Genomic DNA, 25155 nt, shown 5'->3' with positions numbered 1-25155 from the left:
TTCAGAGGCTGAGATGATTTCCTTGCTCGCCACGCGACTGACCAGCGTCATCCTCGTGATGCTGGTGGTGTCGGCACTTTCGTTTTCGATCTTCAACTTCCTTGGCGACCCGGTGAACAACATCCTCGGCGTCAACGCCACGCTTGCCCAGCGTGATGAACTGCGGGTCGCACTCGGCCTCGATCAGTCGACATTCGTCCAGTTCTGGCGCTTCGTCGAACGCGCGGTGGTCGGCGACTTCGGCGTCTCCTATCGCAACCGCCAGCCTGTGGTCGACCTGATACTCGCCCGGCTGCCGGCGACGCTGGAGCTGGTTCTTTGCGCCACCATCATCGCCCTTGCCGTCGGCATCCCGATGGGCGTCTACACCGCGCTCAAGCCACGCGGCCTGCTCAGTCGCAGCCTGCAGTTCGGGTCGCTGCTCGGCATCTCGATGCCGCAGTTCCTGATCGGCATGCTGCTGATCCTGGTCTTTTCCGTCGAGCTGCGCTGGCTCTCGGCCTTTGGCCGCGGCGAGGTCGTCAAGCTCGGTTGGTGGACGACCGGCATGCTCACCACATCGGGACTCAAAGCGCTGATCATGCCGACAATCACGCTGGCCGTGTTCCAGGTGTCGATGATCATGCGGCTTGTGCGTGGCGAGATGCTTGAGGTGATACGCACCGATTTCGTCAAGTTCGCCCGCGCCCGCGGCCTCTCCGATCGCGCCGTCTATCTGACGCACGCGCTGCGCAACAGCCTGCTGCCAGTCATCACCATCACCGGCCTGCAGATCGGCTCGCTGATCGCCTTCGCCATCGTCGTCGAGGCGGTGTTCCAGTGGCCCGGCATGGGCATGCTGATCCTGCAGGCCATCGAATTCGCCGACTTCCCCGTCATGGCGGCCTATCTCGCCTTTGTCGGCTTCAGCTTCGTCACGATCAACCTGATCGTCGACCTGATCTATCTCGCTGTCGATCCAAGGTTGCGTGCAAAATGAACCAGCTTGTCCTCAGACTCAAAGCCCTCGGCAACAGCGAACTGGCCTGGCGCTTCAGGAACTCGCCGCCGGTCATCTTCGCCGCGATCGTGCTCGTCGTTCTGGTGTTCTGCGCCGCAGCTGCCAGCCTGATCGCCCCGCACAATCCTTTCGATCCGGCAACGCTCAACATCATGGATGCGCGCTTGCCGCCGGTGTGGATTGACGGCGGCACCTCGACCTACCTGCTCGGCACCGACGAGCAGGGCCGCGACATCCTCTCAACCATCTTCTACGGCATGCGCGTGTCGATCCTGGTCGGCATCGCCGCCGTTGCCTCCTCGATGACCATCGGCGTGGCGCTTGGCCTGATCGCCGGTTATCTCGGCGGCTGGGTCGATACCGTCATCATGCGGCTCGGCGACATCCAGCTCAGCTTCCCCACGATCATGATCGCCTTCTTCATCGACGGCGTCGCCAAGATCGTCATGCCGATCGGCATGCGCGAGGAGATGCGCTTTTACGTCGTCATCCTGGCCATCGGCGTCGCCGATTGGGTGCAGTTCGCCCGTACCGTACGCGCCGCCACCATGATCGAGCGCCGCAAGGACTATGTCGCAGCCGCCCGTATCAGCCAGGTCGGCGGCGTGCGCATCCTGCTTACCCATATCCTGCCCAACACCATCGGCCCGGTGCTGGTTCTGGCCACGCTCGGCCTCGGCGTCGCCATCCTCACCGAAGCAATTTTGTCGTTCCTCGGCCTCGGCATGCCGCCGTCGCAACCCTCGCTCGGAACCCTGATCCGCGCCGGCAACGACCTGCTGCTGTCAGGCGAATGGTGGATCTCGCTCTTCCCCGGCGCGGCACTTGTGCTTCTGGTGCTGGCCGTCAACATCGTCGGCGACTGGCTGCGCGACGTGCTCAATCCTCGCCTCCGCTAAGACCACGGAACCGCATCATGACCGACCTTCTGCTCACCAATGTCCGCCCCGACGCCGGGACAGCCAGTAACATACTGATCGAGAATGGCCGCATCTCGGCCATCGGCACTGACGTCAAGGCAACTCGCGACGGCATCAAGGTCATCGACGGCAAGGGCGCGATCGCCATCGCGCCCTTCGTCGAGGCACACGTCCATCTCGACAAAATCCTGTGGGGCCTGCCCTGGCACGGCATCAACGTCCCAGATTCGCTCCGTGCGATGATCGACAACGAGGTCGAGATCCGCCGCAGCTTGCCATGGTCGGTCACCGAGCGCGCCGGCAATCTCATACGCCAATGCGTCGCCAACGGCTCGACCCATATCCGCAGCCATGTCGACATCTCGCCCGAATACAAGCTCGACAATCTGCATGGCGTGCTCGCCGCCTGGGAAAAGACCAAGCACGCCGTCGACCTCGAAATCGTCGCCTTCCCGCAGCTCGGCATGCTGATCGAGCCGGGCACCGCGGAGTTGATGGAAGCCGCTCTCGACGAAGGCGCCTCGATCATCGGCGGCATCGACCCTGCCAGCGTCGACGGCGACGCCAAGGGTCACCTCGACACCATCTTCGACATCGCCCATCGCAAGCAGGCCAAGATCGACATCCATCTGCATGAGCGCGGCGAGCTCGGTCTCTACGAACTCGGCCTGATCGCCGAACGCGCCAGGGCGCTCGGCATGCAGGACAAGGTCATCGTCAGCCATGCCTTCTGCCTCGGCACGGCGTCGCGCGACGAGCTCGCCCGCATGATGGACCTGCTGGCGGAGGCCGGCATCGGCATCATCTCGGCGGTTCCGGGCGACATCCCCTTCCCGCCGATGTTCGAGCTCGCCGAGTACGGTGTCCGTTGCGCGGTGGCCTCGGACTCCTTGCGCGACACCTGGAACCCGCATGGCAATGGCGACATGCTCGAACGCTGCTGGCTGCTGTCGTGGCGCAGCAACTGCCGCACCGACGCCGAGTTGACCGCTGCGCTCGACATGGGCACCAGGCGCGGCGCCGACCTGCTCGACCTCGCCGGCCATGGGCTGGAAGTCGGTTGCGACGGCAGCCTCGTCCTGATCGAAGGCGAGAACCTGGCCCAGATCGTCGTCGACCGGCCGAAGCGGTCGCTTGTGGTCAAGCGTGGCCTGATCGTTGCCAAAGACGGCGCCTGGATCGACGGTGGCGACGCATGAACGCAGTCGTCACCGAACTGCCCCTGCTCAAGGTCGCCAATCTCGGCCGCACCTTCGACGTCTCGGCGCCATTCCTGCAACGCCTCGTAACCCGGGCGCCGCGTCGCAGCGTCAAGGCTGTCGATGGTGTCAGCTTCGCGATCCGCCCCGGCACCACCTTCTCGCTGGTCGGCGAATCCGGCTGCGGCAAGTCGACCGTCGCTCGCCTCGTCGCCGGCCTGGAAAGGCCGACAAGCGGTTCGGTCGAAATCCGCAAGCCGGGCGGCGAGCGTGTCCGCCTGCAGATGGTGTTCCAGGATCCCGTCGGCAGCCTGAACCCGCGCTGGCGCATCGGCCAGAGCATCCTCGAGCCGGTGGCGCGAAAGCTTGGCCGCACTGAGCGCCGCAAGCGCATCGCCGAACTGCTTGTCACTGTCGGCCTGGCGCCCAGCGATGCCGACAAGTACCCGCACGAGTTCTCCGGCGGCCAGCGCCAGCGCATCTCGATCGCCCGCGCCCTCGCCGCCGAGGCCGAACTGCTGTTGCTCGACGAGCCGACCTCGGCACTCGACGTTTCGGTGCAGGCGCAGGTGCTCAACCTGCTCAAGGATTTGCAGCAGAAACTGGGCCTGACCTATTTGTTCATCAGCCACAATCTGTCGGTGGTGCGCTATCTCACCGACCGCATCGGCGTGATGTATCTCGGCCGCCTCGTCGAGGAGGGTCCGAGCGAAATCATCCTCGAAAATCCGCAGCACCCCTACACCAGGCTGCTGCTCGAAACCGTGCCCGACCTTGAGGCGCCGAAGCGCAACCGCGCGCCTCTGGGTGGCGATATCCCAAGCCCGCTCAACCCGCCGAGCGGCTGCACCTTCCACCCGCGCTGCCCGCTGGCGATGGATATCTGCAGCAAGGAGCGGCCGGAACTGAAGCGTTCGTCCAGCGGCGCCAACGTCGCCTGCCATGCGGCAATTGGCCAAATCGATTGAGCGGAGCGCTATCGGCGTTCGATGAACTGCGTGCGGCATTTTTCGTGCTCTTCCGCACACCGGCCCAATCAAGCACAACTCAGATTGGCGGCTTGGCACCGGAACCGATCCTCGCACCGAAGGTTTAGCTACCCTGGGGGTGGAGCAAATCCCTGCAGAAACTGGGCATTTTGCCAAACACCAAGGAGCACTTTGATGAAAAGATTCATTCTCGCCGCAGCCGCCGCAAGCTTCATGCTGTTTCCCGCCTTCGCCGCCGATGGCGTCGTCAAGGAATACAACGCGGAAACGCATGTCCTCATGCTTGAGGATGGCACGAGCTTCACCATTCCCGCCGATCTCGCGGTGCCGCCTGAAGTGAAGCCGGGCGCCAAGGTTACGGTCGAGATGGACAAGAGCGACAGCACCAAGGTGTCGAGCGTCCTCGTCAATCCCTAACGGATTGCTTCTCGAAGAAATACAATTCAGGCCACGGGCGCCTTGCGCCCGTGGCCTTTCGCTTTGACCAGATTGCTTGGCTCAGCTCACCGCACCTCGGCACGGGCGCGTGGCCGCGCGTCGTTGCGCTCGTGGGTGAAGATCGCTGGCGGCAGGGGATCGCGGTTACGGATGATGTCGGCGCCCTTTTCGCCCATCATGATCGTCGGGCCGTTGGTGTTGCAGGACGGCACGCGCGGCATCACCGAGCTGTCGCAGACGCGCAGGCCCTCGATGCCGCGCACCTTGAGTTCGAGGTCGACAACGGCCATGTCATCGGTACCCATCTTGCAGGTGCCGACGGGGTGATGGTCGGTCTTGGCGTTGGCACAGCTATATTCGAACAGGTCCTCGTCCGAGACCTTGCCCGGTCCCGGCAGCCGCTCGGCCAGGACGAAGGGCTTGAGTGCCGCCTGCTGCATGATCTCGCGCGCGATCCTCAGGCCTTCGATCGACATCTTGCGGTCGTGCGGATCGCTCCAGTAGTTCGGGTCGATCAGCGGGGCTGCCGCCGGGTCATTCGAGGCAAGCCGCACCGTGCCCCGCGAGCGCGGATGCAGATAGGCCGAATTCAGGGTCACGCCGGCGTTCTTAAGCCTGGCGACGCCGGCCTCGATGCCCGAGCCCAGACCGAGATGGAACTGGATGTCGGGCGAACGCGCATCGGGATCGGCATACCAGAAGCCGCCTGTCTCAAAGAGGCTCGACGTCACCGGCCCGGTGCGAAACAGCACATATTGCAGCCCGGCCCACAGCGTGCGGTGCAGCTTGGCGACATTGTCGTAGGTGTGATCCCCCGTGCATTCGGAGATCACGAACAGGTCGAGATGATCCTGCATGTTTTCGCCGACGCCCTTGAGGTCGTGGACCACAGGAACGCCGACGCTCTTCAGGTGATCGGCGGGGCCGATGCCCGACTGGAGCAGCAACTTGGGCGAGCCAATGGCGCCGGAGGATACGAGGACCTCGCGCTCGGCGCGAATGATCTCGGTGCCCTTGCCGGTCGCCACTTCGACGCCCGCGGCCCTGCCCTTTTCGACCACGATGCGCGTCACCCGCGCGCCCAGGCGGACGGTCAGGTTGCGCCGGTCCTTGATCGGGCTGAGATAGGCCATCGAAGCCGAAGAGCGCCGCTTGTTGCGCTGGGTCAGCTGGTAGAAGCCGACGCCAGCCTGTTGCTTGCCGTTGAAATCGTGGTTGTAGGGAATGCCTAGCTCCTGGCCGGCGCGGATATAGGCGTCGCAGATCGGCAAGGCCGCCGACGGCATCGACACGCCCAGCGGCCCGCCATAGCCATGATAGTCATCGGCGAAGCGCTGATTGTCTTCCGAACGCTTGAAATAGGGCAGCACCGAGCGGTAGTCCCAGCCGGTGCAGCCGTCCTCGCTCGCCCACAGATCGTAGTCGGCGGCGTTGCCGCGCGTGTAGAGCTGGGCGTTAATGCTCGAACCGCCGCCTATCACCTTGGCCTGGGTATAGCGCAGCACGCGGTTCTTCATATGCTTCTGCGGCACGGTCTCCCAGCCCCAGCTCGCCACGCCCTTGGTCATCTTGGCAAAACCCGCCGGCATGTGAAACAGCGGGTTCCAGTCGCCGCCACCCGCTTCGAGCAGCAGCACGCGGACATCCGAATCCTCACTCAGCCGGTTGGCAAGCACGCAACCGGCTGGACCTGCACCTGTGATGATGTAGTCGTAGGTCATCTCTGATCTCAAAGTCGCGCGACCGACAGCGCGCCGTCAGCCCTGATGATGGAACCGGTGGCGAAACCGAAGGCGCCGCTGGCAAGTGCTGCCGCTATGCGGCCGATGTCATCGGGCTCGCCCCAGCGTTTGATCGGCACGAGCCCGTCTGCGATCAGCCGGTCGTATTTTTCCGAAACCTTTGCCGTCATGTCGGAGCGGATGATGCCGGGCCTGATCTCGAACACGTCGATGCCGGTACCAGCGAGCCGCAGCGTCAGCCCTTGCGTGAAGGCGGCGAGCCCGGCCTTCGACATGCAATAGTCGAGCCTGTCGGGCGACGTCATCTCGGCCGAGATCGAGGTGATGTTGATCACCGAGCGCGGATGCAATGTGGGTGGGGCGATGAGCATGGAGCGCAGCACCGCCTGGGTGAAGAACACGGTGCCGCGCAGATTGACCGCCATGATGGCGTTATAATTCTCGGGCGTCAGTTCGAGGAAGTCGCCGCGCACGCTGGACGCGACGCCGGCATTGTTGACAAGGCAGTCGATCCGTCCGAAGTGCCCGACGATTGTCTCGACCGTCTTGGCATGGCCATCGAGGTCGGCGAGGTCGGAGGCGACGAACAGCACGCGCGCGCCATGCTTTTCCAGGCCCGAAACCGCCTCAGTCGAGGTTGCGTCTGCTTCGCGGTCGGTAATCGCGAGATCGAAGCCCGCCCTGGCGAGCGCCTCGGCAACCGCGAGGCCGATGCCGCGCCGCGCGCCGGTCACCAGCGCTACGGGTTTTGCCTGCGCCTTCATGCCGCCAGATCCTTTTGCGCGATGTGGTCGGCAACCCGCAACGCCTGGGCCGCGATTGTCAGTGCCGGATTGACCGCCGCCGATGTCGGCAGGAAGCTCGCATCGACGACGAACAGGTTCGGATGGTCGAAGGCACGGCAGAAGACATCGAGCGGCGCGTCCTTGGGGTCGGTGCCCATCCGCACCGTACCGCACTGGTGCGAGGGTGTGCGCTTGTCGAAGGCGCGGGAGACCACGAGCGGAAAGCCGGCACTGCGCAGCACCTGCTTGAGCTTGGCAACAAGCCGCTCGTGCGCCTGCCAGTTGCTGCGCACCCATTTCAGCACGATGCGCTCGCCGTCGACCATGACCCGGCTTTCCGGCGACGGCAGGTCCTCGCTCATGGCGTAGAAGTCGATCGAATGCGCGGTCACCCGGTTCAGCAGCCACTCGGGCACTGCCGGCATCGCCCCTTTCAGGATCGTGCCCGAGATGCGCCCAAGCAACTGAACATTGCCGAGCGGCGGTCCGCCCTCGCCGTCGGAGAGGTAGAAATCGTTGAACCCGAAGGTCTTCTGGTAGACCGAGTCGTTGCGGAACCATGGGCTCATGGCGATCACCGCCGTCGAGTTGTGGTTCATGAAGTTGCGGCCGACCTGGTCGGAGCTGTTGGCAAGGCCGTTGGGATTGGCGTCATTGGCCGAGCGCAGCAGGAGCACGGCTGACTGAACCGCACCCGCCGACAGGATGACCAGGTTGGGCCTCAGCACCCGGTTCTCACCGTCCTGGACGTAGTGCACGGCAGCGATGTCACGCCCGTCCGGACCGGTCTCCAGCCGCGTCACCCGCGAGCCAGTCTGCAGCTTGACGTTGTCATACTCCAGCGCCGCCGCAAGTGCCGCCGTCTCGGCGTCCATCTTGCCGTCGAAGCTATTGGGATGCGCGTCCCAAGGCGTCTTGCCCTTGGCCAGCCAGCGCTCGATGTCGACGCCGAGCGGCAACGAGAAGGGATGTACGCCCTTGGCCCTCAGCTTCGCCCGCACTGCGGCGATTGCCGGCTCGTCGGCAACAGGCCCGTGCGAATAGCCGGTTGAATGCACGGGTTCGGTCGGATCCTCCCCCAACGCCCCGCGCACCTGAAAAAGCTCTTCGGCGAGAGCGTACCACGGCTCCAGTTCTTCATAGGCAATCGGCCATGCCGGCGACACGCCGTCGAGATGCTGCATCTCGGCAAAATCCTCGCCGCGATAGCGCGTCAGCACTGCACCATAGAATTTCGAATTGCCACCGACATTGTAGTAGTTACCCGGGTTGAAGCCGGTGCCGTCGGCCTCATACCAGGTCTCGTCGGGTCGAAAATGGCCGCGCTGGAAGATGGCGCGCTGGTCGCGGTTCTCCGGGCGATCCTCTATATGCCCACCGGTCTCCAGGATCAGGATTTCGGCACCGGTCGCGGCGAGGCCGGCGGCGACAGTCGCGCCGCCGATACCCGAACCGATGATGACGATGTCAGGCTGTCTCGACATGTCAAGCGATGCGCAGCTGGCTCTTCGGGTCGAAGAACACCGCCTTGTCGAGATTGAAGGCGAGCTTGGTCTTCTGGCCGGCATGGATGGCCGCGTCGGCACGCAGCCGCGCCACCACTTCCTTGCCGCCGAGCTTGGTCACCGCGAAGGTGTCGGAGCCTGCCGGCTCGACCACCTCGATCAGGCATTCGCCTTCGGCGATGGACTTGGCGTTGCGGTCGGCACCGTCAGGGTCGGTCAGCGCTTCCGGGCGAACACCGAAGATGATCTCCTTGCCGGAATAGGCGTCGAGCGCGCCATTGGGCATCTTGATTGGCAGCGCCAGCGGCTGATCGTCGGGTCGAGCGAGTATGACGCTGAGCCCGCCCGCCCCGCCTTCGAGGCGGCAGTTGAGCAGATTCATCGCCGGAGAGCCCATGAAGTCGGCAACGAACATGTTGGCCGGGCTGTTGTAAATCTCCGCCGGCGTGCCGAACTGCTGCAGCATGCCATCCTTCAGCACGGCGATCTTGCTTGCCAGCGTCATCGCCTCGATCTGGTCGTGCGTGACATAGACGATCGTCGTCTTCATGCGCTGGTGCAGGCGCTTGATCTCGGTGCGCATGTCGACGCGCAGCTTGGCGTCGAGATTGGACAGCGGTTCGTCGAACAAAAACACCTGCGGATCGCGCACCAGCGCCCGACCCATGGCGACACGCTGGCGCTGGCCGCCGGAAAGTTGGCTCGGCTTGCGGTCGAGCAGGTGGCCGATCTGCAGGATGTCGGATACCTGCTTGATCGCCTTGTCGCGCTCGTCCTTGGGCACCCCGCGGATTTCCATGCCGAACGCAATGTTCCCCGCTACGGTCATGTTCGGGTAGAGCGCGTAGGACTGGAACACCATGGCGATGTCGCGCTTGGATGGATGCAGCCCGGCCACCGAATTGCCGTTGATGGAGATCTCGCCCGAGGTGATCGGCTCGAGCCCGGCGATGGTGTTGAGCAGCGTGGACTTGCCGCAGCCGGACGGGCCGACGAGCACCAGGAAGCCGCCCTTGTCGATCTCGATGTTGATGTCCTTGAGGATCTCTACCTGGCCGTAGTTCTTGTAGAGATTGCTGATCTTGAGAAACGACATGGGCTTACCCCTTGACCGCGCCGGCCATCAGGCCGCGCACGAAGTAGCGTCCGGAGACGATGTAGACGATGAGGGTGGGCAGGGCGGCGAGGATCGCGCCGGCGAAGTGGACGTTGTATTCCTTCACGCCGGTCGACGAGTTAACGAGGTTGTTCAGCGCCACCGTCAGCGGGATCGAATTGAAGCCCGAGAAGGACGAGCCGAACAGGAAGTCGTTCCAGATGTTGGTGAACTGCCAGATGACGGTGACGACGATGATCGGCCCCGACGACGGCAAGAGGATGCGGCGGAAGATCTGGAAGAAGCTGGCGCCGTCGATCTGCGCGGCGCGGATCAGTTCGGTCGGAAATGCCTCGTAGTAATTGCGGAAGAACAGCGTGGTGAAGCCGAGACCATAGATGGCGTGGATCAGCACCAGCCCGGTGATGGTGCCGGCAAGCCCGGTCAGGCCGAGGATGCGGGCCGAGGGGATCAGCACGATCTGGAACGGGATGAAGCAGGCCAGCAGCATCATGCCGAAGACGATGCTGTCGCCCTTGAAGCGCCACTTGGTCAGCACATAACCGTTGAGCGCGCCGAGCATCGTCGAGATGGCAACCGCGGGCACGACCATCAGCATCGAGTTGATGAAATAGGGCTTCAGTCCGACCGGCTGCACGCCGATCTGCGCCGTCGACCAGGCCGACAACCAGGGCGCGATCGTCCATTGCTGGGGCAGCGCCAGCATGTTGCCCTGCCGGATCTCGTCGAGCGGTTTCAGAGAATTGACCACCATGACGTAGAGCGGCAGCAGGTAGTAGATCGCAAACAGGATCAGCACGACATAGATGATGGCGCGGGCGAAGATGCTGTTGCGGGTGGCGACGTCTTGTGAAGCGGCGCTCATTTCTTCTTCCCCCCGAGCTCGGAGTAGAGATAGGGCACGATGATGGTGAAGATCATCATCATCATGATGATCGCGGACGCCGCGCCCATGCCCATTTCGTTGCGGCCGAAGGTGAATTTCTGCATGAACAATGCCGGGGTCCAGGTCGCGGTGCCGGGGCCGCCGTCGGTCATCGCCACGACAAGGTCGTAGGACTTGATGGCGAGGTGGGCGAGCACCACGAAGGCCGACAGGAACACCGGCCGCATCAGCGGAATGATGATGCGGCGGTAGATGGTCAGGGTCGAGGCGCCGTCGATCTGGGCCGCCTTGATGATCTCGTTGTCGACGCCGCGCAGGCCGGCGAGGAACATCGCCATGACGAAGCCCGACGATTGCCAGACCGCCGCGATGACGATGGTGTAGATCGCCATCTGGCCTTCCTTGATCCAGCGGAACGAAAAGCTCTCCCAGCCCCACGACTGCATCACATGCTCGAGGCCGATGCCGGGGTCGAGGAACCACTTCCAGGCGACGCCGGTGACGATGAAGGACAGCGCCATCGGGTAGAGGTAGATCGGCCTGAGGAAACCTTCGCCGCGGATCTTCTGGTCGAGGAAGATGGCCAGCGCCAGGCCGATGAAGCTGCAGACAACGATGTACAGCACCGAGAAGATGGCGAGGTTCTTGAGCGCCGTGATCCAGTTGGGATGATTGAACAGCCTGACATAGTTGCCGAAGCCGACCCAGGTCGAAAAATCGGGCAAAAGCTTCGAGCCGGAAAACGACAGGAAGGCCGTGAAGATGATGAAGCCATAAACGAAGATGAGGATCACCGCGAAGCTCGGCGCCAGCACGAGCTTCGGCAGAAGGTCCTGCAGCGTCGCGCGCGGGTTCGTTACCGCGCGGGGTGCGGTCGTGGTGATATCGGCCATGGGTCCAGCCTCTGGGTTGTCAGGTCAGGCGTGCCCCGGCCGAAGCCGGGGCACAAAGTTCGCTGAAGGGCCGCCGTGCCCCCGCTGCTACGCAGCTCCCCGGCGTTCGCTGCCTTCCATCGTGCCACCGGCACGATGGATTTGCTGCGCAAACCGGCGTCTCACCCCTTGGCGGCGGCAACCGCCTCGACCAGGGCCTTGGCAGCGGCCTTGGAGTCGATCTCGCCGTTGAAGTGGCGTGTCACCACGTCATAGAGCGCGTTCTTGACCGCTGCCGGTGCGGCATAGCCATGAGCCATGGAGCCAAACAGCTTGCCGCCGGTGCTGGCTTCGGCCAGGTCCTTGATGCCCTTCTTGCCGCAATCGTCGAAGGCGGTGTCAGGCACGTCGGTACGCGCCGGGACCGAGCCCTTGACCACGTTGAACGACGACTGGAAGGCCGGATCCTCGATGTCCGCGGCCATCTGCATCTGGGCCTTCTTCTTGTCGTCGCCGACCTTGAACATCATGAACATGTCCGAGTTGAAGGTCACAGCGCCCTGCGTGCCGGGGAAGCGGATGCAGACGAAGTCCGTGCCCGGCTTCTGGCCAGCCTTGAGGAACTCGCCCTTGGCCCAGTCACCCATCATCTGCATGCCGGCCTTGCCCTCGATGACCATCGCCGAAGCAAGGTTCCAGTCGCGGCCGGAGAAGTCCTTGTCGACATAGCTCTTGAGCTTGGCCATGCGGTCGAAGGCTTCGACCATCTTGTCGCCACCCAGTGCCGCCGGATCGAGATCGATCATCGACGACTTGTAGAAGTCGGTGCCGAGCGACAGCACGACGGCGTCGAAGATCGTCGCGTCCTGCCAGGCCTGGCCGCCATGGCCGAGCGGGGTGATGCCATTGGCCTGCATCTTGTCGAGCACGGCGACCAACTCGTCCCAGGTCTCGGGCGCCTTGCCGCCGGCGGCGTCGAGCGCTTTCTTGGAGATCCACACCCAGTTTGTCGAGTGCACGTTCACGGGAGCAGCAATCCACTTGCCGTCATGCTTGGCGAAGTTCTGCAGCGCTGCGGGAACGACCTTGTCCCAGCCTTCCTTGTCGGCCACTTCGCCGAGATCGCCGACGACGCCCTGGTTGGCCCAGTCGGTGATGTCGAAGCCAAGCGCCTGCACCGCGGTGGGCGGATCGCCTGCGGTGACGCGGGCGCGCAGCGCGGTCATCGCCGCTTCGCCGCCGCCGCCGGCAACCGGCATGTCTTTCCAGGTCACGCCCTGGCTTTCGAGGTTCTTCTTCAGCACGTCGAGGGCGGCAGCTTCACCGCCCGAGGTCCACCAGTGCAGCACTTCGACGCTATCTTCGGCATGTGCCATCGGCATCGGCGCGGCAAACAATGCCGCCACAGCTGCCGTACTCATCAAAAACTTACGCATTCCAGTTCCTCCCGGGTTGCAAGTTCTTCACGCGTCATCGCGTGACATAAGTTCCCCTTGGCCCCGCCTCGGGGAATTCCTTCTCAGGCCCGCGCCTCCTTCGGCATCCAGTGGCCGGTGCGCGGTCCGATATGCATGTTGAGCGTCTTGGTCTCTGTGTAGTCCTCTACCGCATGGCGGCCGAGTTCGCGGCCGATGCCCGACTGGCGGTAGCCGCCGAACGGCAGTTCCGACGCGCCGTCCATGAAGGTGTTCATCCAGATGGTGCCGGCGCGGACGCGACGGCCCACCGTCAGGCAGGTGTCGAAGTCGCGGCTCCACACGCCGGCCGACAAGCCATAGTCGATCGAATTGGCGATGCGGATCGCCTCGTCAGTGGTCTCGAAGGCAAGCACCGAAAGCACCGGCCCGAACACCTCCTCGCGCGCCACCGCCATGTCGGGGGCGACCGACGACAGGATCGTCGGTTCCATGAACTGGCCGAGGCCGAGATCGGCGGCAGATCCACCGATGGCGACACTCGCGCCACTGTCGCTCGCACCTTTCACGTAAGTGACGATCTTCGCAAGATGCTGCGGTGTGATGATAGCACCAACCTGCGTCGCGGGGTCGAGCGGATCGCCAACCTTGACCTTGGCCGCAAGTGCGGCGACGCGGCTGGTCACCTCGTCCAGAACGTCACGATGCACGATCAGCCGCGAACCGGCATTGCAGCATTCGCCGGCGTTGAAGTAGGCACCGAACACCGCCGCATCGATGAAGTCGTCGAGATTGGCGTCGGGGAAGACGATCTGCGGGTTCTTGCCGCCTAACTCCAGCGACACCTTCTTCAGTGTCTGCGCGGCATTGGCCATGGTCAGCCGGCCGATGCCGGTCGAGCCGGTGAACGACACCATGTCGATGTCGGGGTGGCTGGTCAGTGGCGCGCCGGCTTCCGGGCCGGTGCCGACGATGATGTTGACCACGCCTTCAGGCACACCTGCGGCTTCGAGGATTTCGCCCAGCACCAGGGTCGAACCTGACGTCAGCTCGGACGGCTTGACCACTGCCGTGCATCCGGCGGCGAGCGCGAAAGGCAGCTTCTGGCTGACGATCAGGAACGGGAAATTCCATGGCGTGATGATCGACACCACGCCGATCGCTTCGCGCAGCACCACGCCCAGCGTGCCGTCGCCGAGCGTGTTGTAGCTTTCGCCATGCAGGTCACGCGCAAGGGCAGCAGCATAGCGCCAGATGTCGGCAGCGCCGGCCAGTTCACCCTTGGCCTGCGAGATCGGCTTGCCGGATTCGATACAGTCGAGGAAGGCGAGCTCGTCCGCCCTTGCGGCAATCATGTCGGCGGCGCGCAACAGGATCAGCGAGCGTTCGGCACCGGTCATGCGCGGCCAGTGGCCGTCATGAAACGCGCGACGAGCCGCTGCGATGGCGCGCTCGGAGTCGACCGCCGTCGCAGCCTCGTAGCGGCTAACAACGGTGCCGTGGCCGGGGCTGGAACGCTCAAGAATCTTGCCTTCGGCGCCGGCGGTCCACTTGCCGTCGATCAGCATCTTGAACTCGCGGACCTTGAAGCCGTCGAGCGGCTTGGGGCGCATCAGGACCGTCATTACCATTCTCCTGCAAATTTGGCGGCACGCTTCTCGCTGAAGGCAGCGATCCCCTCCTTGAGGTCCCCGGTCTTGGCCACGAGAATCGAGCCCAGCGCCTCGACGGCGGTGCCATTGTCTTCGCCGCTCGCAGTGGCGATCATCAGTTTTGCGACCTCGACAGCCGCCGGGCCGCGCGCCGCGATCCGCGCCGCATAGTCGCGAGCCGCAGTCACCGCCTCGCCTGTCTCGACCACATGGTCGATCAGCCCAAGCGATGCCGCTTCGTCGGCGGAAAAGACCTCGCCGCCCAGCGCCATGCGCCGCACCACCTGCGCACCGGCACGGCGCACCAGCCGCTGCGTGCCCGACCAGCCTGGCACCATGCCGAGCCCGGTCTCCGGCAGGCCGATCTTCACATGCCGTTCGGCGATGCGGATGTCGGCGGCAATCGCCAGCTCCAGCCCGCCGCCCAGCGCATGCCCGTTAATGGCAGCGATCAGCGGCACGCGCAGCGTCGCCAGCCGCTCGAACACCCGGTGGCCGAAGCGCACCCAGGCATGGCCGAATTCGTTGGGCGTCATTGCGCCCCAGGCCTTGATGTCGCCGCCGGCCGAAAAGGCCTTGCCTTCGCCGGTCAGGATGGCGACGCGGATCTCCGCATTGGCCTCGACCTCGTCGCACGCCGCCGACAATGCCTTGAGCATGTCGATGTCGAAGGCGTTGAGCTTGTCGGGCCGGGCCGCGGTGATGACGGCGATATGGCCATCGAAGTCGACCTTGATGCGCTGGTCAGCCATGGGCACCACCAAGGGTAAGCGTAGCCTTACGCGGCAGCTTGAGCCTGATCGGCGCGTCGGCAAACAAGGCCGCGTCCATCTGCTTGAGCTTGTCCGAAACGATCAGCGGGAATTCCGACTGGTCGAGGATATTCGCCGTGAGGTCGACGCCGGGCGCGATCTCGGTCAGCATGATGCCTTGACGCGTCAGCTTCATCACGCAGCGCTCGGTGACATACGTGATGTCCTGGCCCTGCTCGACGCCGCGCCGGCCAGAGAAGGTGACGTGCTCGACCTCGTTGACCAGCTTCTTGAGCTTACCCTCCTTGTCGATGACGAGCTTGCCATCGGCAACGTCGAGCTTAGCACCGGCATTGAACATGCCGGAAAAGACGATCTTCTTCGCCCGCGCCGTGATGTCGACGAAGCCGCCAGCGCCTGCCGTCACATGCGGCCGGAAGCTGAGCTTGGAGACATTGACCGAACCGCTGCGGTCAATCTCCAGGAACGACAACAGCGAGGCATCGAAGCCAGCACCCTGGAAATAGGTGAACTGATAGGGCGACGGCATGAAGGCGTCGGCATTCGAGGCGCAGCCGAAAGCGAAATCGAGCAGCGGCACGCCGCCGACAGCCCCCTGTTCGATCACCCAGGTGACCTCGCCATGCAGCCCCTCTTCCAGCAAAATGCGCGGCACGTTGGCCGAGATGCCGAATCCGAGATTGACGGCGCTGCCGGCCTCGAGTTCCTGCGCCACGCGCCGGGCGATGACCTTCTGGATGTTGAACTCCGGCACGCGGAAACTGTCGAGCGGACGCATGATCTCGCCCGAAATCGCCGGGTCGTAGGCAGTCTGGGTCGTCTGCTTCTGCTCGGGATCGACGACGATGTAGTCGACCAGCATGCCCGGCACGCGCACATCGTGCGGCCTGAGCGAGCCGTCCTTGGTGATGCGCTTGACCTGGGCAATGACGATGCCGCCATTGTTGCGCGCGGCAAGCGCCTGGTCGAGACCACCGAGATAGGCACCCTCGTGTTCATAGGTCAGGTTGCCGCGTTCGTCGGCGGTCGTTGCGCGGATGATCGCGACTTGCGGTGCGATCGCGGGAAAGAACAGCCAATCCTCGCCCTCGAAGCTGACCTTCTTGACCACCGGCTCGGCAGTGGCTTTCGCGTTCATCGCGCAGCCCTGCCGATCAGGATCGACGAAGGTGTCGAGCCCGACCTTGGTCAGCACGCCCGGCCGCTTGGCGGCAGCTTCACGGTGCATGTCGAACATGATGCCTGATGGCACGTTGTAGGCTGCCACCTCCTCATTGCCGATCATCTGCCAGATCAACGGGGGTTCGGAACTCGACGGTCCCGAGGGATAGGAGCCGCCGATGATCTTCTTCAGCAGGCCCTTCCTGGCGATGTGATCGACACCCTTGATGCCGCTCATATCGCCGGCGGCGATCGGGTGCAGCGTCGTCAGGTCGCGCGGATGCCCTGTCGTCTCGAAGCGCTCGCCGATCGCCTTCAGCATGAGATCAGGACAGCCAAGCCCGCTCGACGACGAGACGGAGACCACTGCGCCGTCGGGTATGAGTGCCGCTGCTTCAGCAGGCGTGATGTGCTTGCCCATCGCCTCAGAGCCCCGGTTCGATTTCAATCGCCGCACCCGTCGCAGCCGACTTGGCGACTGCAAGCCCGGTGGCCAGCGACCACACGCCGTCTTCGCCGCTCGCCGAGGGCTGGCCCTTGCCGGCGATTGCATTATGGAAGGCTGAAAGCGCCTCTTCGTAGAGATTGTGCTGGCCAAGCGGCAGGTCGTGCTCACCTTCGGCATTGCGCAACACAACCGAGCCGACCGGCCTCTGCGTCATCACATTGCGGGCGATCAGTGAGCCCTCGGTGCCGTGAACCTCAAAGCCGGTCTCGGCGAATTTCGTGGTGAAGGCGTCGTGAAACTGAGCAATGACACCCGACTTGAACCGCAGCACGCCCATCACGCCATCTTCGAGACCGCGCATCCCCATACCGCCGCTCTGGCTGAAGGCAATGGCTTCGACCGGATCGTCGTTGAGCACGAAGCGCAGTGTGTCGGCGTCGTGCACGGTGATGTCGAGGATAACCCCGCCGCCGGCCTGCGGCTTGTCGAGCCGCCAGCCCTGCAGATGCGGCGGCAAATAGACGGCGTGGAATACGCGCGCCGCAAGCGGCTTGCCGATCTTGCCTGCCGCGATCGCCTGGCGCATCGCCCGGTGGCTTGCGGCATTGCGCAGATGATGGTTTGTCGCAAGCACGACACCGGCCTCGCGCGCTGCCTTCACCATGGCCAGCGCATCGTCGAGCATCAGCGCCAGTGGCTTCTCGCACAGCACATGCTTGCCGGCCTTCGCCGCAGCAATCGCCTGCTCAAGGTGCAGCTCGTTTGTGGTCGAGATATAGACCGCATCGATACCGGCATCGCCGACGATCTCCTCGAGCGACGTCACCGACTTGGCGATGCCATTCGCTTCTGCATAGGCACGGCCGCGCTCGGCATTGCTGCTCATCACCGAAACGGTCTCGCCGCCGGTCGCCCGGATCGCGCCGATCACCCACTCCCTGGCGATTGTGCTCGCCCCGATCAAACCCCAGCGCGTCATGCCGTAAGCTCCTTGACCCTTTGCGGCGCACCGCAGCTTTCGCGCACCACCAGCCGCACCGCGGCCACCATCGCCTCGGCGTCAAAATCGCCGGCATTGATCTGCTTGAGCAGCAATTGTGCTGCCCTGCGGCCCATGCCTTGCGGATCGACGGAGACGGTGGTCAGCGCAGGCACCGCAGTCTTCGCCTCGATCACATCGTCGAAGCCGATCACGCCAAAATCGACACCCGGCTCGATGCGGGCGCTGCGCAGCCCATCGCAGGCTCCGAACGCCACCGCGTCGTTGAAGCAGAGGGCGGCTGTCGGGCGATCGCGCATGGCCAGCATGCGCTCGACAGCCGCCACACCGCCCGCGCGCGACGGCGCCGAACTGATGACCAATTCATCCGAGGCATCGAGGCCGGCTTCCACCAGCGCATCGCGAAACCCGCGCATGCGTTCGTCAAAGACGGCGGTATCGTTGAAGCCGCCAAGAAAGGCGATGCGACGATGCCCGAGTTCGATGAGATGACGCACAGCCGACATGGCACCGGCATGCCCGTCCGACACCACGGAGGAAACCTTCAACCCCGGCACGTTGCGCGCCACCAGCACCACCGGGATACCGCTGTCGACAAGCGGCTTGAGGTCGGCGGCGGTCGTGCCGCGCGCCGGCGACAGGATCAGCCCGGCCATGCCGTGCTCGCGCATCGAGGCGATCACCTCGCCCTGGCGATCGGCATTCTCCGAGGTGTTGGCCATGAACTGGATGTAGCCGGCCGACTGCACGACCATGTCCATGCCGACGGCAAGCTCGGCGAAGAAGCTGTTGGTCAGGTCGTTGACGACAATGCCGACGATCTTCGATTTGGACTGCCTGAGATTGGCGGCGCCCCGGTTGTAGACATAGCCGAGTTCGCGAATGACCGCGCCCACCCTGGCCCGCGTCGTCTCGTTCACCAGCGAGCTGCCCTGGAGCACCAGCGAGACAGTCGACTTCGACACGCCGGCGGCGCGCGCAACATCGACAACTGTCACCTTCGGCTGCTTCAAAACGATCCTCCCGGGAAGCGTCTTCGGCTCCCTTTTCCGATTCAAATAATTGGAACGTTCCAAACTGTCAAGCATGGAAGAATGCAGATGCCGCCGATTTCACAATGGATGCACTCCGCAATGCAGGTCGCCGGAATGCCTGTTTTGTACACAATTCGAGCATTTCAAACGATTTACTACATTTCTTAACGTCCAAGTGCTCCGACACACCGCGCCACCGGCGAATCCAACGCCATCGTGAATGACGCACAAAATTCCAACTTGAAATTTGGAACGATCTAAATTACGAGATTCAGCCGATCAGGGGAGGAACCCATGGCCAAGGCAATGAAACTTCCGCGGGCGAACCGCGCGATCGAGACCTACGCCCTTGTCGGCACGCCCACCGAACGGCCTGAAGCCGCCCCCGTCTTCAACCGCATCGCCTACGCCGCGGCCCATGTCGTCTCAGACCCGTGGGCCGATGCGACGCCCTGGAACAACCCGGCCATCGACTGGGATGCGACGATGGCCTTCCGCCATCATCTCTGGTCGCTGGGCTTCAGGATCGCCGAGGCGATGGACACCTCGCAGCGCGGCATGGGGCTTGATTGGGCCGGCGCGCAGGAGCTGATCCGCCGTTCGCTGGCAGAGGCGCGCACGGTTGCGGGTGCCGACCTCGCTTGTGGAGCCGGCACCGACCAGCTCGACAAGCGCGACGCACGCGCGCTCGACAACGTGATCGCGGCTTACGAGGAACAGTTCGGCTTCATCGAAAAGCATGGCGGCCGCGCCGTCATGATGGCCAGCCGCGCGCTTGCGCATGTGGCGAAGTCCCCCGACGACTATCGCAAGGTCTATGGCCGCATCCTCGGCCAGGCCAAGGACAAGGTCGTGCTGCACTGGCTGGGCGACATGTTCGATGCCGAACTGGCGGGCTACTGGGGCAGCACGCGGTTCGAGGATGCGCTGGAGACCGTGCTCGCCGTCATCGCCGATCACAAGGACAAGGTCGAGGGCATCAAGATCTCGCTGCTCGACCAGGCCTGTGAGGTCGAGCTGCGCCGCCGCCTGCCCGAAGGCGTGATCTGCTTCACCGGCGACGATTTCAACTATGCCGCCCTGATCGAGGGCGACGGCACGCATCACAGCCACGCCTTGCTTGGCATCTTCGACGCGGTGGCGCCTCAGGCCGCCAAGGCCCTTTCTGCGCTGGCCATGGGCGACCTCGCCACTTTCCGCGACACCATCGAGCCAACGGTGCCGCTGTCGCGAAAGATCTTCGAGGCACCGACGCAGTACTACAAGGCCGGCGTCGTCTTCCTCGCCTGGCTCAACGGCCACCAAAACCATTTCACCATGCCTGCGGGCATGCAGTCCGCGCGAGGTGCGGTGCACTACGCCGACATCTTCCGCCTCGCCGACCAGGCCAATGTGCTCGACCGGCCGGAGCTTGCGGCCGAACGCATGACAGCGCTGATGACGCAGTACGGGGTAGGCTGAACTGCGACCTCTTCCTTCTCCCCGTTCACGGGGAGAAGGTGGCCCAAAGGGCCGGATGAGGGGCAGCTCCAAATTCGGAGCGGTAAGCACTGCCCCTCATCTGCCTGCCGGCATCTTCTCCCCGTTCACGGGGAGAAGAGAGCTACCCATGCGCGATCATGATGTGGCGCACGGCGGTGTAATCCTCCAGCGCATAGACCGACATGTCCTTGCCGTAGCCGGACTGCTTGAGGCCGCCATGCGGCATCTCGTTGGTCAGCATGAAATGCGTGTTGATCCAGGTGCAGCCATATTGCAGCCGGGCAGCCGTCGACATGCCGCGCGAGATGTCCTTGGTCCACACCGACGACGCCAGGCCGTAGTCGCTGTCATTGGCCCAGTTGACCGCCTCGTCGACGTCGGAGAAGCGCGTCACCGAAACCACCGGGCCGAACACCTCGCGACGCACGATCTCGTCTTCCTGTAGGGCGCCGGCAACGACCGTCGGCTGGTAATAAAAACCACCGCCCTCGCCCGGCTTGCCGCCGGTGGTGATCTCGATATGCTTGAGTTCGGAAGCACGCTCGACGAAGGAGGCGACGCGGTCGCGCTGGCGTCGGGAGATCAACGGTCCGATCTCGTTTTCGGTGTCGTCGGCCTGGCCGAAGCGAATGGTCGACACCGCCGACGACAGGTCGGCGACGAGCTTGTCGTAGACCTTCTTGCCGGCATAGATGCGGCAGGCGGCGGTGCAGTCCTGGCCGGCATTGTAGTAACCGAAGGCGCGCAGGCCGCTTACGACGGCGTCGATGTCGGCATCGTCGAAGACGATGACCGGCGCCTTGCCGCCAAGCTCGAGATGGGTGCGCTTGACCGACTTGGCCGCCGCCTGCAGCACCTTCTTGCCGGTGGCGACATCGCCGGTGATCGAGATCATGCTGACCGCCGCGTGGTTGATCAGCGCATTGCCGACGCTTTCGCCACGACCGAGCACGACATTGACAACCCCTTCAGGCAGCACGTCGGCAAGTATCCTGGCGAGCTTCAGCGCTGTCAGCGGCGTCTGTTCCGACGGCTTGAAGACGACAGTGTTGCCGCCGGCAATCGCCGGCGCCAGCTTCCAAGCCATCATCATCAGGGGATAGTTCCACGGCGCGATCGAGGCGACGATACCGACGGGGTCGCGGCGGATCATCGAGGTGTGTCCGGGCAGATACTCGCCCGCCACCAGCCCGGGCATCGAACGCACCGCACCGGCAAAGAAGCGGTAGCAGTCGACGATCGCCGGGATCTCGTCGTTGAGCACGGCATTGATCGGCTTGCCGCAGTTGAGCGCCTCAAGCTTGGCAAAGCCTTCCGCCTCGGCCTCGATGCGGTCGGCGATTTTGAGCAGGTAACCCGAGCGTTGCGCCGGCGTGGTCTTCGACCAGGTCACGAACGCCTTCTGGGCCGCCGCCACCGCCGCCTCGATCTGCACCGGCGAAGCCTCCGGCAGGCTGAGGATCGTCTCGCCGGTGCGCGGGTTGAGGATCGCTTCTTCCGTCTCGGTTCCCCGCTCGAACTTCGAGCCGATCAGCATTTGGGTGTCCATGTAACTTCTCCCTGGATCAGTGTCTTTTGGGAGCGAATAGGGAGTAGCGAATAGGGAGTAGAAAAAGACATTCGAACTATTCGCTACTCACTATTCCCTATTCGCTCATTGTCATTTCCCCGCCCCGGCGATCTGGTCGCCTTCGCGGGTCAGGTAGTAGGCGGCGAGGATAGGCAGCAGGGTCGCGAGAACCACGACCATGGCGACGACATTGGTGACCGGGCGCTGGCGCGGGCGCACCAGTTCCTCGAGCATCCAGATCGGCAGCGTCTGCTGCTGTCCGGCGGTGAAGGTGGTGACGATGACCTCGTCGAACGAAAGTGCGAACGCCAGCATGCCGCCAGCCAGAAGCGCAGTGCCGATGTTGGGCAGGATCACATGCCTGAACGTCTGGAAGCCGTCGGCGCCGAGATCCATCGACGCCTCGATCAGCGAGCCCGAGGTGCGGCGGAATCGCGCCACCGCGTTGTTGTAGACAACCACGACGCAGAAGGTGGCGTGGCCGAGCACGATCGTCCAGAACGAGAACGGGATTTCCGCCAGGCTGAAGGCCGAGCGCAGGGCGATGCCGGTAATGATGCCGGGCAGCGCGATGGGCAGGATGACCAGCAGCGAGATCGCCTCGCGGCCGAAGAACCTCGTCTGGCTGACCGCGGCGGCGCACAAAGTCCCGAGCACCAGGGCGATCGCCGTCGAGATTGCCGCGACCTGTACTGAAAGGCCAAGCGCCTGCCAGACATCGGGCCTAGCCCAGGTGGCTGCGAACCACTGCGTCGTCAGGCCGGGTGGCGGCCACTGATAGCTCTTCTCTTCCGTCGTGAAGGCGTAGACGAAGATCAAAAGGATCGGCAGGTGCAGGAAGGCAAGGCCCGCGGCGGCCGCGATCTTGATGCCGAGGGGTGCTGATTGCGAACGGTCAGAGCGCATGGATGCCTCCTTCTTCCAGGCTTGCGCCGCCCCTCACCTGCCTGCCGGCATCCTCTCCCCGTAACAACGGGGAGAGGATACACTGCAGGAACGTCCAAGCCCCCCTCTCCCCGTCCTTACGGGGGGAGGGTAAGGGTGAGGGGCAGCGCCGACTTACGACATCACAGCGCATCGAAGGCCCCCATGCGTTTGGCGCCCCAGAGGTAGAAGCCCATGATGACGACGGGCACCACGGTGAAGGCGGCGGCGAGCGGGATGTTGCCGGCGGTGCCCTGTTGGGCATAGACGGCCTGGCCGATGAACAGCCGGGACGTGCCGATGATCTGCGGGATGATGTAGTCGCCGAGCGTCAGCGAGAAGGTGAAGATCGAGCCGGCGACGATGCCGGGCAGCGCCAGCGGAAACAGCACGTTGCGGAACGTCTGGCCGGGCGAGGCACCGAGATCGGACGACGCCTCGACGAGGTTGCCGGGCACGCGTTCGAGGGCTGCCTGGATCGGCAGGATCATGAACGGCAGCCAGACATAGACGAAAACGATGAAAGTGCCGGTGAACGACACCGAGAGCGAGTTGCCGCCGACCACGGGCAGCGACAGCCAGCCGTCGAGCAGCCACGACAGATGCAGCTTGGCGAACAGCCAGGTGAGGATGCCCTCCTTGGCGAGGATCAGCTTCCAGGCATAGATCTTGACCAAGTAGCTCGACCACAAGGGCAGCATGACGCCGAGATAAAACAGCGCCTTCCAGGTGCCGCGGGCATAGCGCGCGGCGTAGTAGGCGATCGGGAATGCGATGACCGCCGAGGCCAAAGTCACCACCGCCGCCATCGTCACCGTGCGCACGATGATGTCGAGATTGGCCGGCCGAAGCAGGTCGCCATAGGTCTTGAGCGTCAGCTCACGGCTGATCAGCCCGGAGAACTCGTCGATCGAAAAGAAGCTCTGCGCCAGAAGGGCGATCAGCGAGCCGACATAGACAATGCCAAGCCAGAGCAGCGGCGGACCCAGCATCAGCAACAGCAGCAGGCCGGGCCGGCGCCACAACAGGTCCGACAGCGAACCGGCCAGGCCGCCGCGCCTGGGCAGGATCGCGGCAGCCACGTCGGTCGCGCCGGTGACAGCCTGGACGCTCATGCCTGCTCCTCCATGAGGTGCAGCTGGTCGCGGTTAAAGGTCAGCATGACATGCGCGCCGTCTTCGGGAACTGCAGTGCCCGACGGCACCGTTGCGTGCAGCTTGAGGCCGTCGGCGTCGAGCGAAAGTTTTGTGGCAGCGCCGAGGTAGTGGCGCGAGACGACACGCGCGGCGACCCCGTCGCCTGATGTGTCGCGGCGAACGCGGATCTGCTCCGGCCTGAGGCTGCCCCAGCGCCGCTCGCCGGCATAGCGCTGGACGAAATCGGGCGGCAGCACGTTGGACGAGCCGACGAAATCGGCGACGAAACGGGACGCCGGGCGCTGGTAGATATCCTCCGGCGCGCCGACCTGCTTGATGCGGCCGTCGTTGAAGACGGCGACCCGGTCGGCCATCGACAGCGCCTCGCCCTGGTCGTGGGTGACGAAGACGAAGGTGATGCCGAGTGCCTTCTGCAACTGCTTGAGCTCTTCCTGCATGCTCTCCCGCAGTTTGAGGTCGAGCGCGCCGAGCGGCTCGTCGAGCAGCAGCACCTTGGGCTTGTTGACCAGCGCACGCGCCAGCGCCACGCGCTGCCGCTGGCCGCCCGACAACTGGCCCGGCTTGCGGCCGCCGTAGCCAGGCAGCTGCACCAGCTTGAGCGCATCCTCGGCGGCGCGGTGGCGCTCGTCCCGGTTGATGCCCTTGACCATCAGGCCGTAGGCGACGTTGTCGAGCACGTTGAGATGCGGGAACAGCGCATAGTCCTGGAACACCGTGTTGACGTTGCGCCGGTAGGGCGGCACGCCCTCGGCGCGTTCGCCGAAGATCGAGATGCTGCCCGAGGTCGGCTGCTCGAAACCGGCAATCAGCCTGAGACAGGTCGTCTTGCCCGAACCCGACGGCCCCAGCATGGCAAAGAACTCGCCCTGCTGGATCTCGAGGTCGACCGCATCGACCGCGCGCACCGCGCCGAAGTGGCGTGAGGTTTTCTGAAAGGCGACTGCAGGGGTCATCGTTCAAGCTTCCGATGTCTGGGCCATGTGCGGCCAGGTGAAATAGCCTGGCCATGGCTGCGCGTCCGGCCGACCCACGGCCGCCGATGCTTGTCTGCCGCCGTCAGGCGGTCGTTTCAGGTCGGTTGGTGCC

At 64.2% G+C, this 25155-nt stretch carries 22 protein-coding genes; 6 read left to right on the top strand and 16 right to left on the bottom strand.

From position 1 onward, the window contains the following. Window positions 1-13 precede the first annotated feature (13 nt). From J1C56_RS24295 to J1C56_RS24275, 5 genes are all read left to right on the top strand, one after another. Entirely contained in the window at window positions 14-979 is a 966-nt protein-coding gene (locus tag J1C56_RS24295) for an ABC transporter permease (protein ID WP_214392579.1), read from the top strand. Further along, window positions 976-1899: an ABC transporter permease gene (locus tag J1C56_RS24290; protein WP_214392578.1), complete on the top strand. Its 924-nt coding sequence runs from the start codon at window positions 976-978 to the stop codon at window positions 1897-1899. The genes J1C56_RS24295 and J1C56_RS24290 overlap by 4 nt, the downstream gene beginning before the upstream one ends. Before the next feature lie 17 nt (window positions 1900-1916). Then, the gene (locus J1C56_RS24285; protein ID WP_214392577.1) at window positions 1917-3119 is read left to right on the top strand and encodes an amidohydrolase family protein; all 1203 of its coding nucleotides are present in this window, start codon (window positions 1917-1919) and stop codon (window positions 3117-3119) included. Beyond that, window positions 3116-4087 (top strand): ABC transporter ATP-binding protein, encoded by a 972-nt coding sequence (locus J1C56_RS24280; RefSeq protein WP_214392576.1) that lies wholly within the window; start codon window positions 3116-3118, stop codon window positions 4085-4087. The genes J1C56_RS24285 and J1C56_RS24280 overlap by 4 nt, the downstream gene beginning before the upstream one ends. A 195-nt stretch (window positions 4088-4282) precedes the next feature. After that, window positions 4283-4525 carry a DUF1344 domain-containing protein gene (locus J1C56_RS24275; protein WP_214392575.1) on the top strand — a complete coding sequence of 81 codons (243 nt, stop codon included), beginning with the start codon at window positions 4283-4285 and terminating at the stop codon, window positions 4523-4525. Window positions 4526-4611: 86 nt separating this feature from the next. On the opposite strand, the gene J1C56_RS24270 is transcribed toward J1C56_RS24275, so the two are convergent. The 12 genes from J1C56_RS24270 to J1C56_RS24215 all read right to left on the bottom strand — a co-directional run bounded on the left by J1C56_RS24270 (window position 4612) and on the right by J1C56_RS24215 (window position 18921). Further along, window positions 4612-6267: a GMC family oxidoreductase gene (locus tag J1C56_RS24270; protein ID WP_214392574.1), complete on the bottom strand. Its 1656-nt coding sequence runs from the start codon at window positions 6265-6267 to the stop codon at window positions 4612-4614. 8 nt (window positions 6268-6275) lie between these two features. Next, window positions 6276-7052, bottom strand: coding sequence for a 3-ketoacyl-ACP reductase (locus J1C56_RS24265; RefSeq protein WP_214392573.1), 777 nt, complete (start codon window positions 7050-7052; stop codon window positions 6276-6278). Continuing rightward, window positions 7049-8557 (bottom strand): GMC oxidoreductase, encoded by a 1509-nt coding sequence (locus J1C56_RS24260; RefSeq protein WP_214392572.1) that lies wholly within the window; start codon window positions 8555-8557, stop codon window positions 7049-7051. Before J1C56_RS24260 ends, J1C56_RS24265 begins: the two co-directional genes overlap by 4 nt. Before the next feature lies 1 nt (window position 8558). Further along, window positions 8559-9674: an ABC transporter ATP-binding protein gene (locus J1C56_RS24255; protein WP_214392571.1), complete on the bottom strand. Its 1116-nt coding sequence runs from the start codon at window positions 9672-9674 to the stop codon at window positions 8559-8561. 4 nt (window positions 9675-9678) lie between these two features. Further along, entirely contained in the window at window positions 9679-10560 is an 882-nt protein-coding gene (locus tag J1C56_RS24250; protein WP_214392570.1) for a carbohydrate ABC transporter permease, read from the bottom strand. Next, window positions 10557-11474 carry a carbohydrate ABC transporter permease gene (locus tag J1C56_RS24245; protein ID WP_214392569.1) on the bottom strand — a complete coding sequence of 306 codons (918 nt, stop codon included), beginning with the start codon at window positions 11472-11474 and terminating at the stop codon, window positions 10557-10559. The genes J1C56_RS24250 and J1C56_RS24245 overlap by 4 nt, the downstream gene beginning before the upstream one ends. A gap of 161 nt (window positions 11475-11635) precedes the next feature. Beyond that, a complete protein-coding gene (locus J1C56_RS24240; protein ID WP_214392568.1) occupies window positions 11636-12889 on the bottom strand; it encodes an ABC transporter substrate-binding protein in 1254 nt (417 codons plus the stop codon). Window positions 12890-12972: 83 nt separating this feature from the next. Then, window positions 12973-14493: an aldehyde dehydrogenase family protein gene (locus J1C56_RS24235; RefSeq protein ID WP_214392567.1), complete on the bottom strand. Its 1521-nt coding sequence runs from the start codon at window positions 14491-14493 to the stop codon at window positions 12973-12975. Beyond that, window positions 14493-15272 (bottom strand): enoyl-CoA hydratase/isomerase family protein, encoded by a 780-nt coding sequence (locus tag J1C56_RS24230; RefSeq protein WP_214392566.1) that lies wholly within the window; start codon window positions 15270-15272, stop codon window positions 14493-14495. Before J1C56_RS24230 ends, J1C56_RS24235 begins: the two co-directional genes overlap by 1 nt. Beyond that, window positions 15265-16875, bottom strand: a complete 1611-nt coding sequence (locus tag J1C56_RS24225) for an acyl CoA:acetate/3-ketoacid CoA transferase (protein WP_214392565.1) — start codon at window positions 16873-16875, stop codon at window positions 15265-15267. The genes J1C56_RS24230 and J1C56_RS24225 overlap by 8 nt, the downstream gene beginning before the upstream one ends. Before the next feature lie 4 nt (window positions 16876-16879). After that, window positions 16880-17881 carry a Gfo/Idh/MocA family protein gene (locus J1C56_RS24220; RefSeq protein ID WP_214392564.1) on the bottom strand — a complete coding sequence of 334 codons (1002 nt, stop codon included), beginning with the start codon at window positions 17879-17881 and terminating at the stop codon, window positions 16880-16882. Beyond that, entirely contained in the window at window positions 17878-18921 is a 1044-nt protein-coding gene (locus tag J1C56_RS24215; RefSeq protein ID WP_420797433.1) for a LacI family DNA-binding transcriptional regulator, read from the bottom strand. Before J1C56_RS24215 ends, J1C56_RS24220 begins: the two co-directional genes overlap by 4 nt. A 309-nt stretch (window positions 18922-19230) precedes the next feature. Between J1C56_RS24215 and J1C56_RS24210 the strand changes: the two genes are divergently transcribed. After that, window positions 19231-20397, top strand: a complete 1167-nt coding sequence (locus J1C56_RS24210; protein ID WP_214392562.1) for a dihydrodipicolinate synthase family protein — start codon at window positions 19231-19233, stop codon at window positions 20395-20397. Window positions 20398-20539: 142 nt separating this feature from the next. Here J1C56_RS24210 and J1C56_RS24205 read toward each other — a convergent pair whose 3' ends face one another. The 4 genes from J1C56_RS24205 to J1C56_RS24190 form a co-directional block, all read right to left on the bottom strand. Then, entirely contained in the window at window positions 20540-21967 is a 1428-nt protein-coding gene (locus J1C56_RS24205; RefSeq protein WP_214392561.1) for a gamma-aminobutyraldehyde dehydrogenase, read from the bottom strand. 111 nt (window positions 21968-22078) lie between these two features. Continuing rightward, complete coding sequence (locus J1C56_RS24200; protein WP_115730872.1) at window positions 22079-22894, bottom strand: ABC transporter permease; 816 nt, start codon at window positions 22892-22894, stop codon at window positions 22079-22081. 161 nt (window positions 22895-23055) lie between these two features. Further along, complete coding sequence (locus tag J1C56_RS24195; protein ID WP_214392560.1) at window positions 23056-24027, bottom strand: ABC transporter permease; 972 nt, start codon at window positions 24025-24027, stop codon at window positions 23056-23058. Beyond that, window positions 24024-25022, bottom strand: a complete 999-nt coding sequence (locus J1C56_RS24190) for an ABC transporter ATP-binding protein (protein ID WP_214392559.1) — start codon at window positions 25020-25022, stop codon at window positions 24024-24026. The genes J1C56_RS24195 and J1C56_RS24190 overlap by 4 nt, the downstream gene beginning before the upstream one ends. Between the last annotated feature and the right edge of the window lie 133 nt (window positions 25023-25155).

This window comes from Aminobacter anthyllidis, assembly GCF_018555685.1.
GTDB lineage: Bacteria > Pseudomonadota > Alphaproteobacteria > Rhizobiales > Rhizobiaceae > Aminobacter > Aminobacter anthyllidis.
This window is presented reverse-complemented; position numbering and strand designations above follow the sequence as displayed.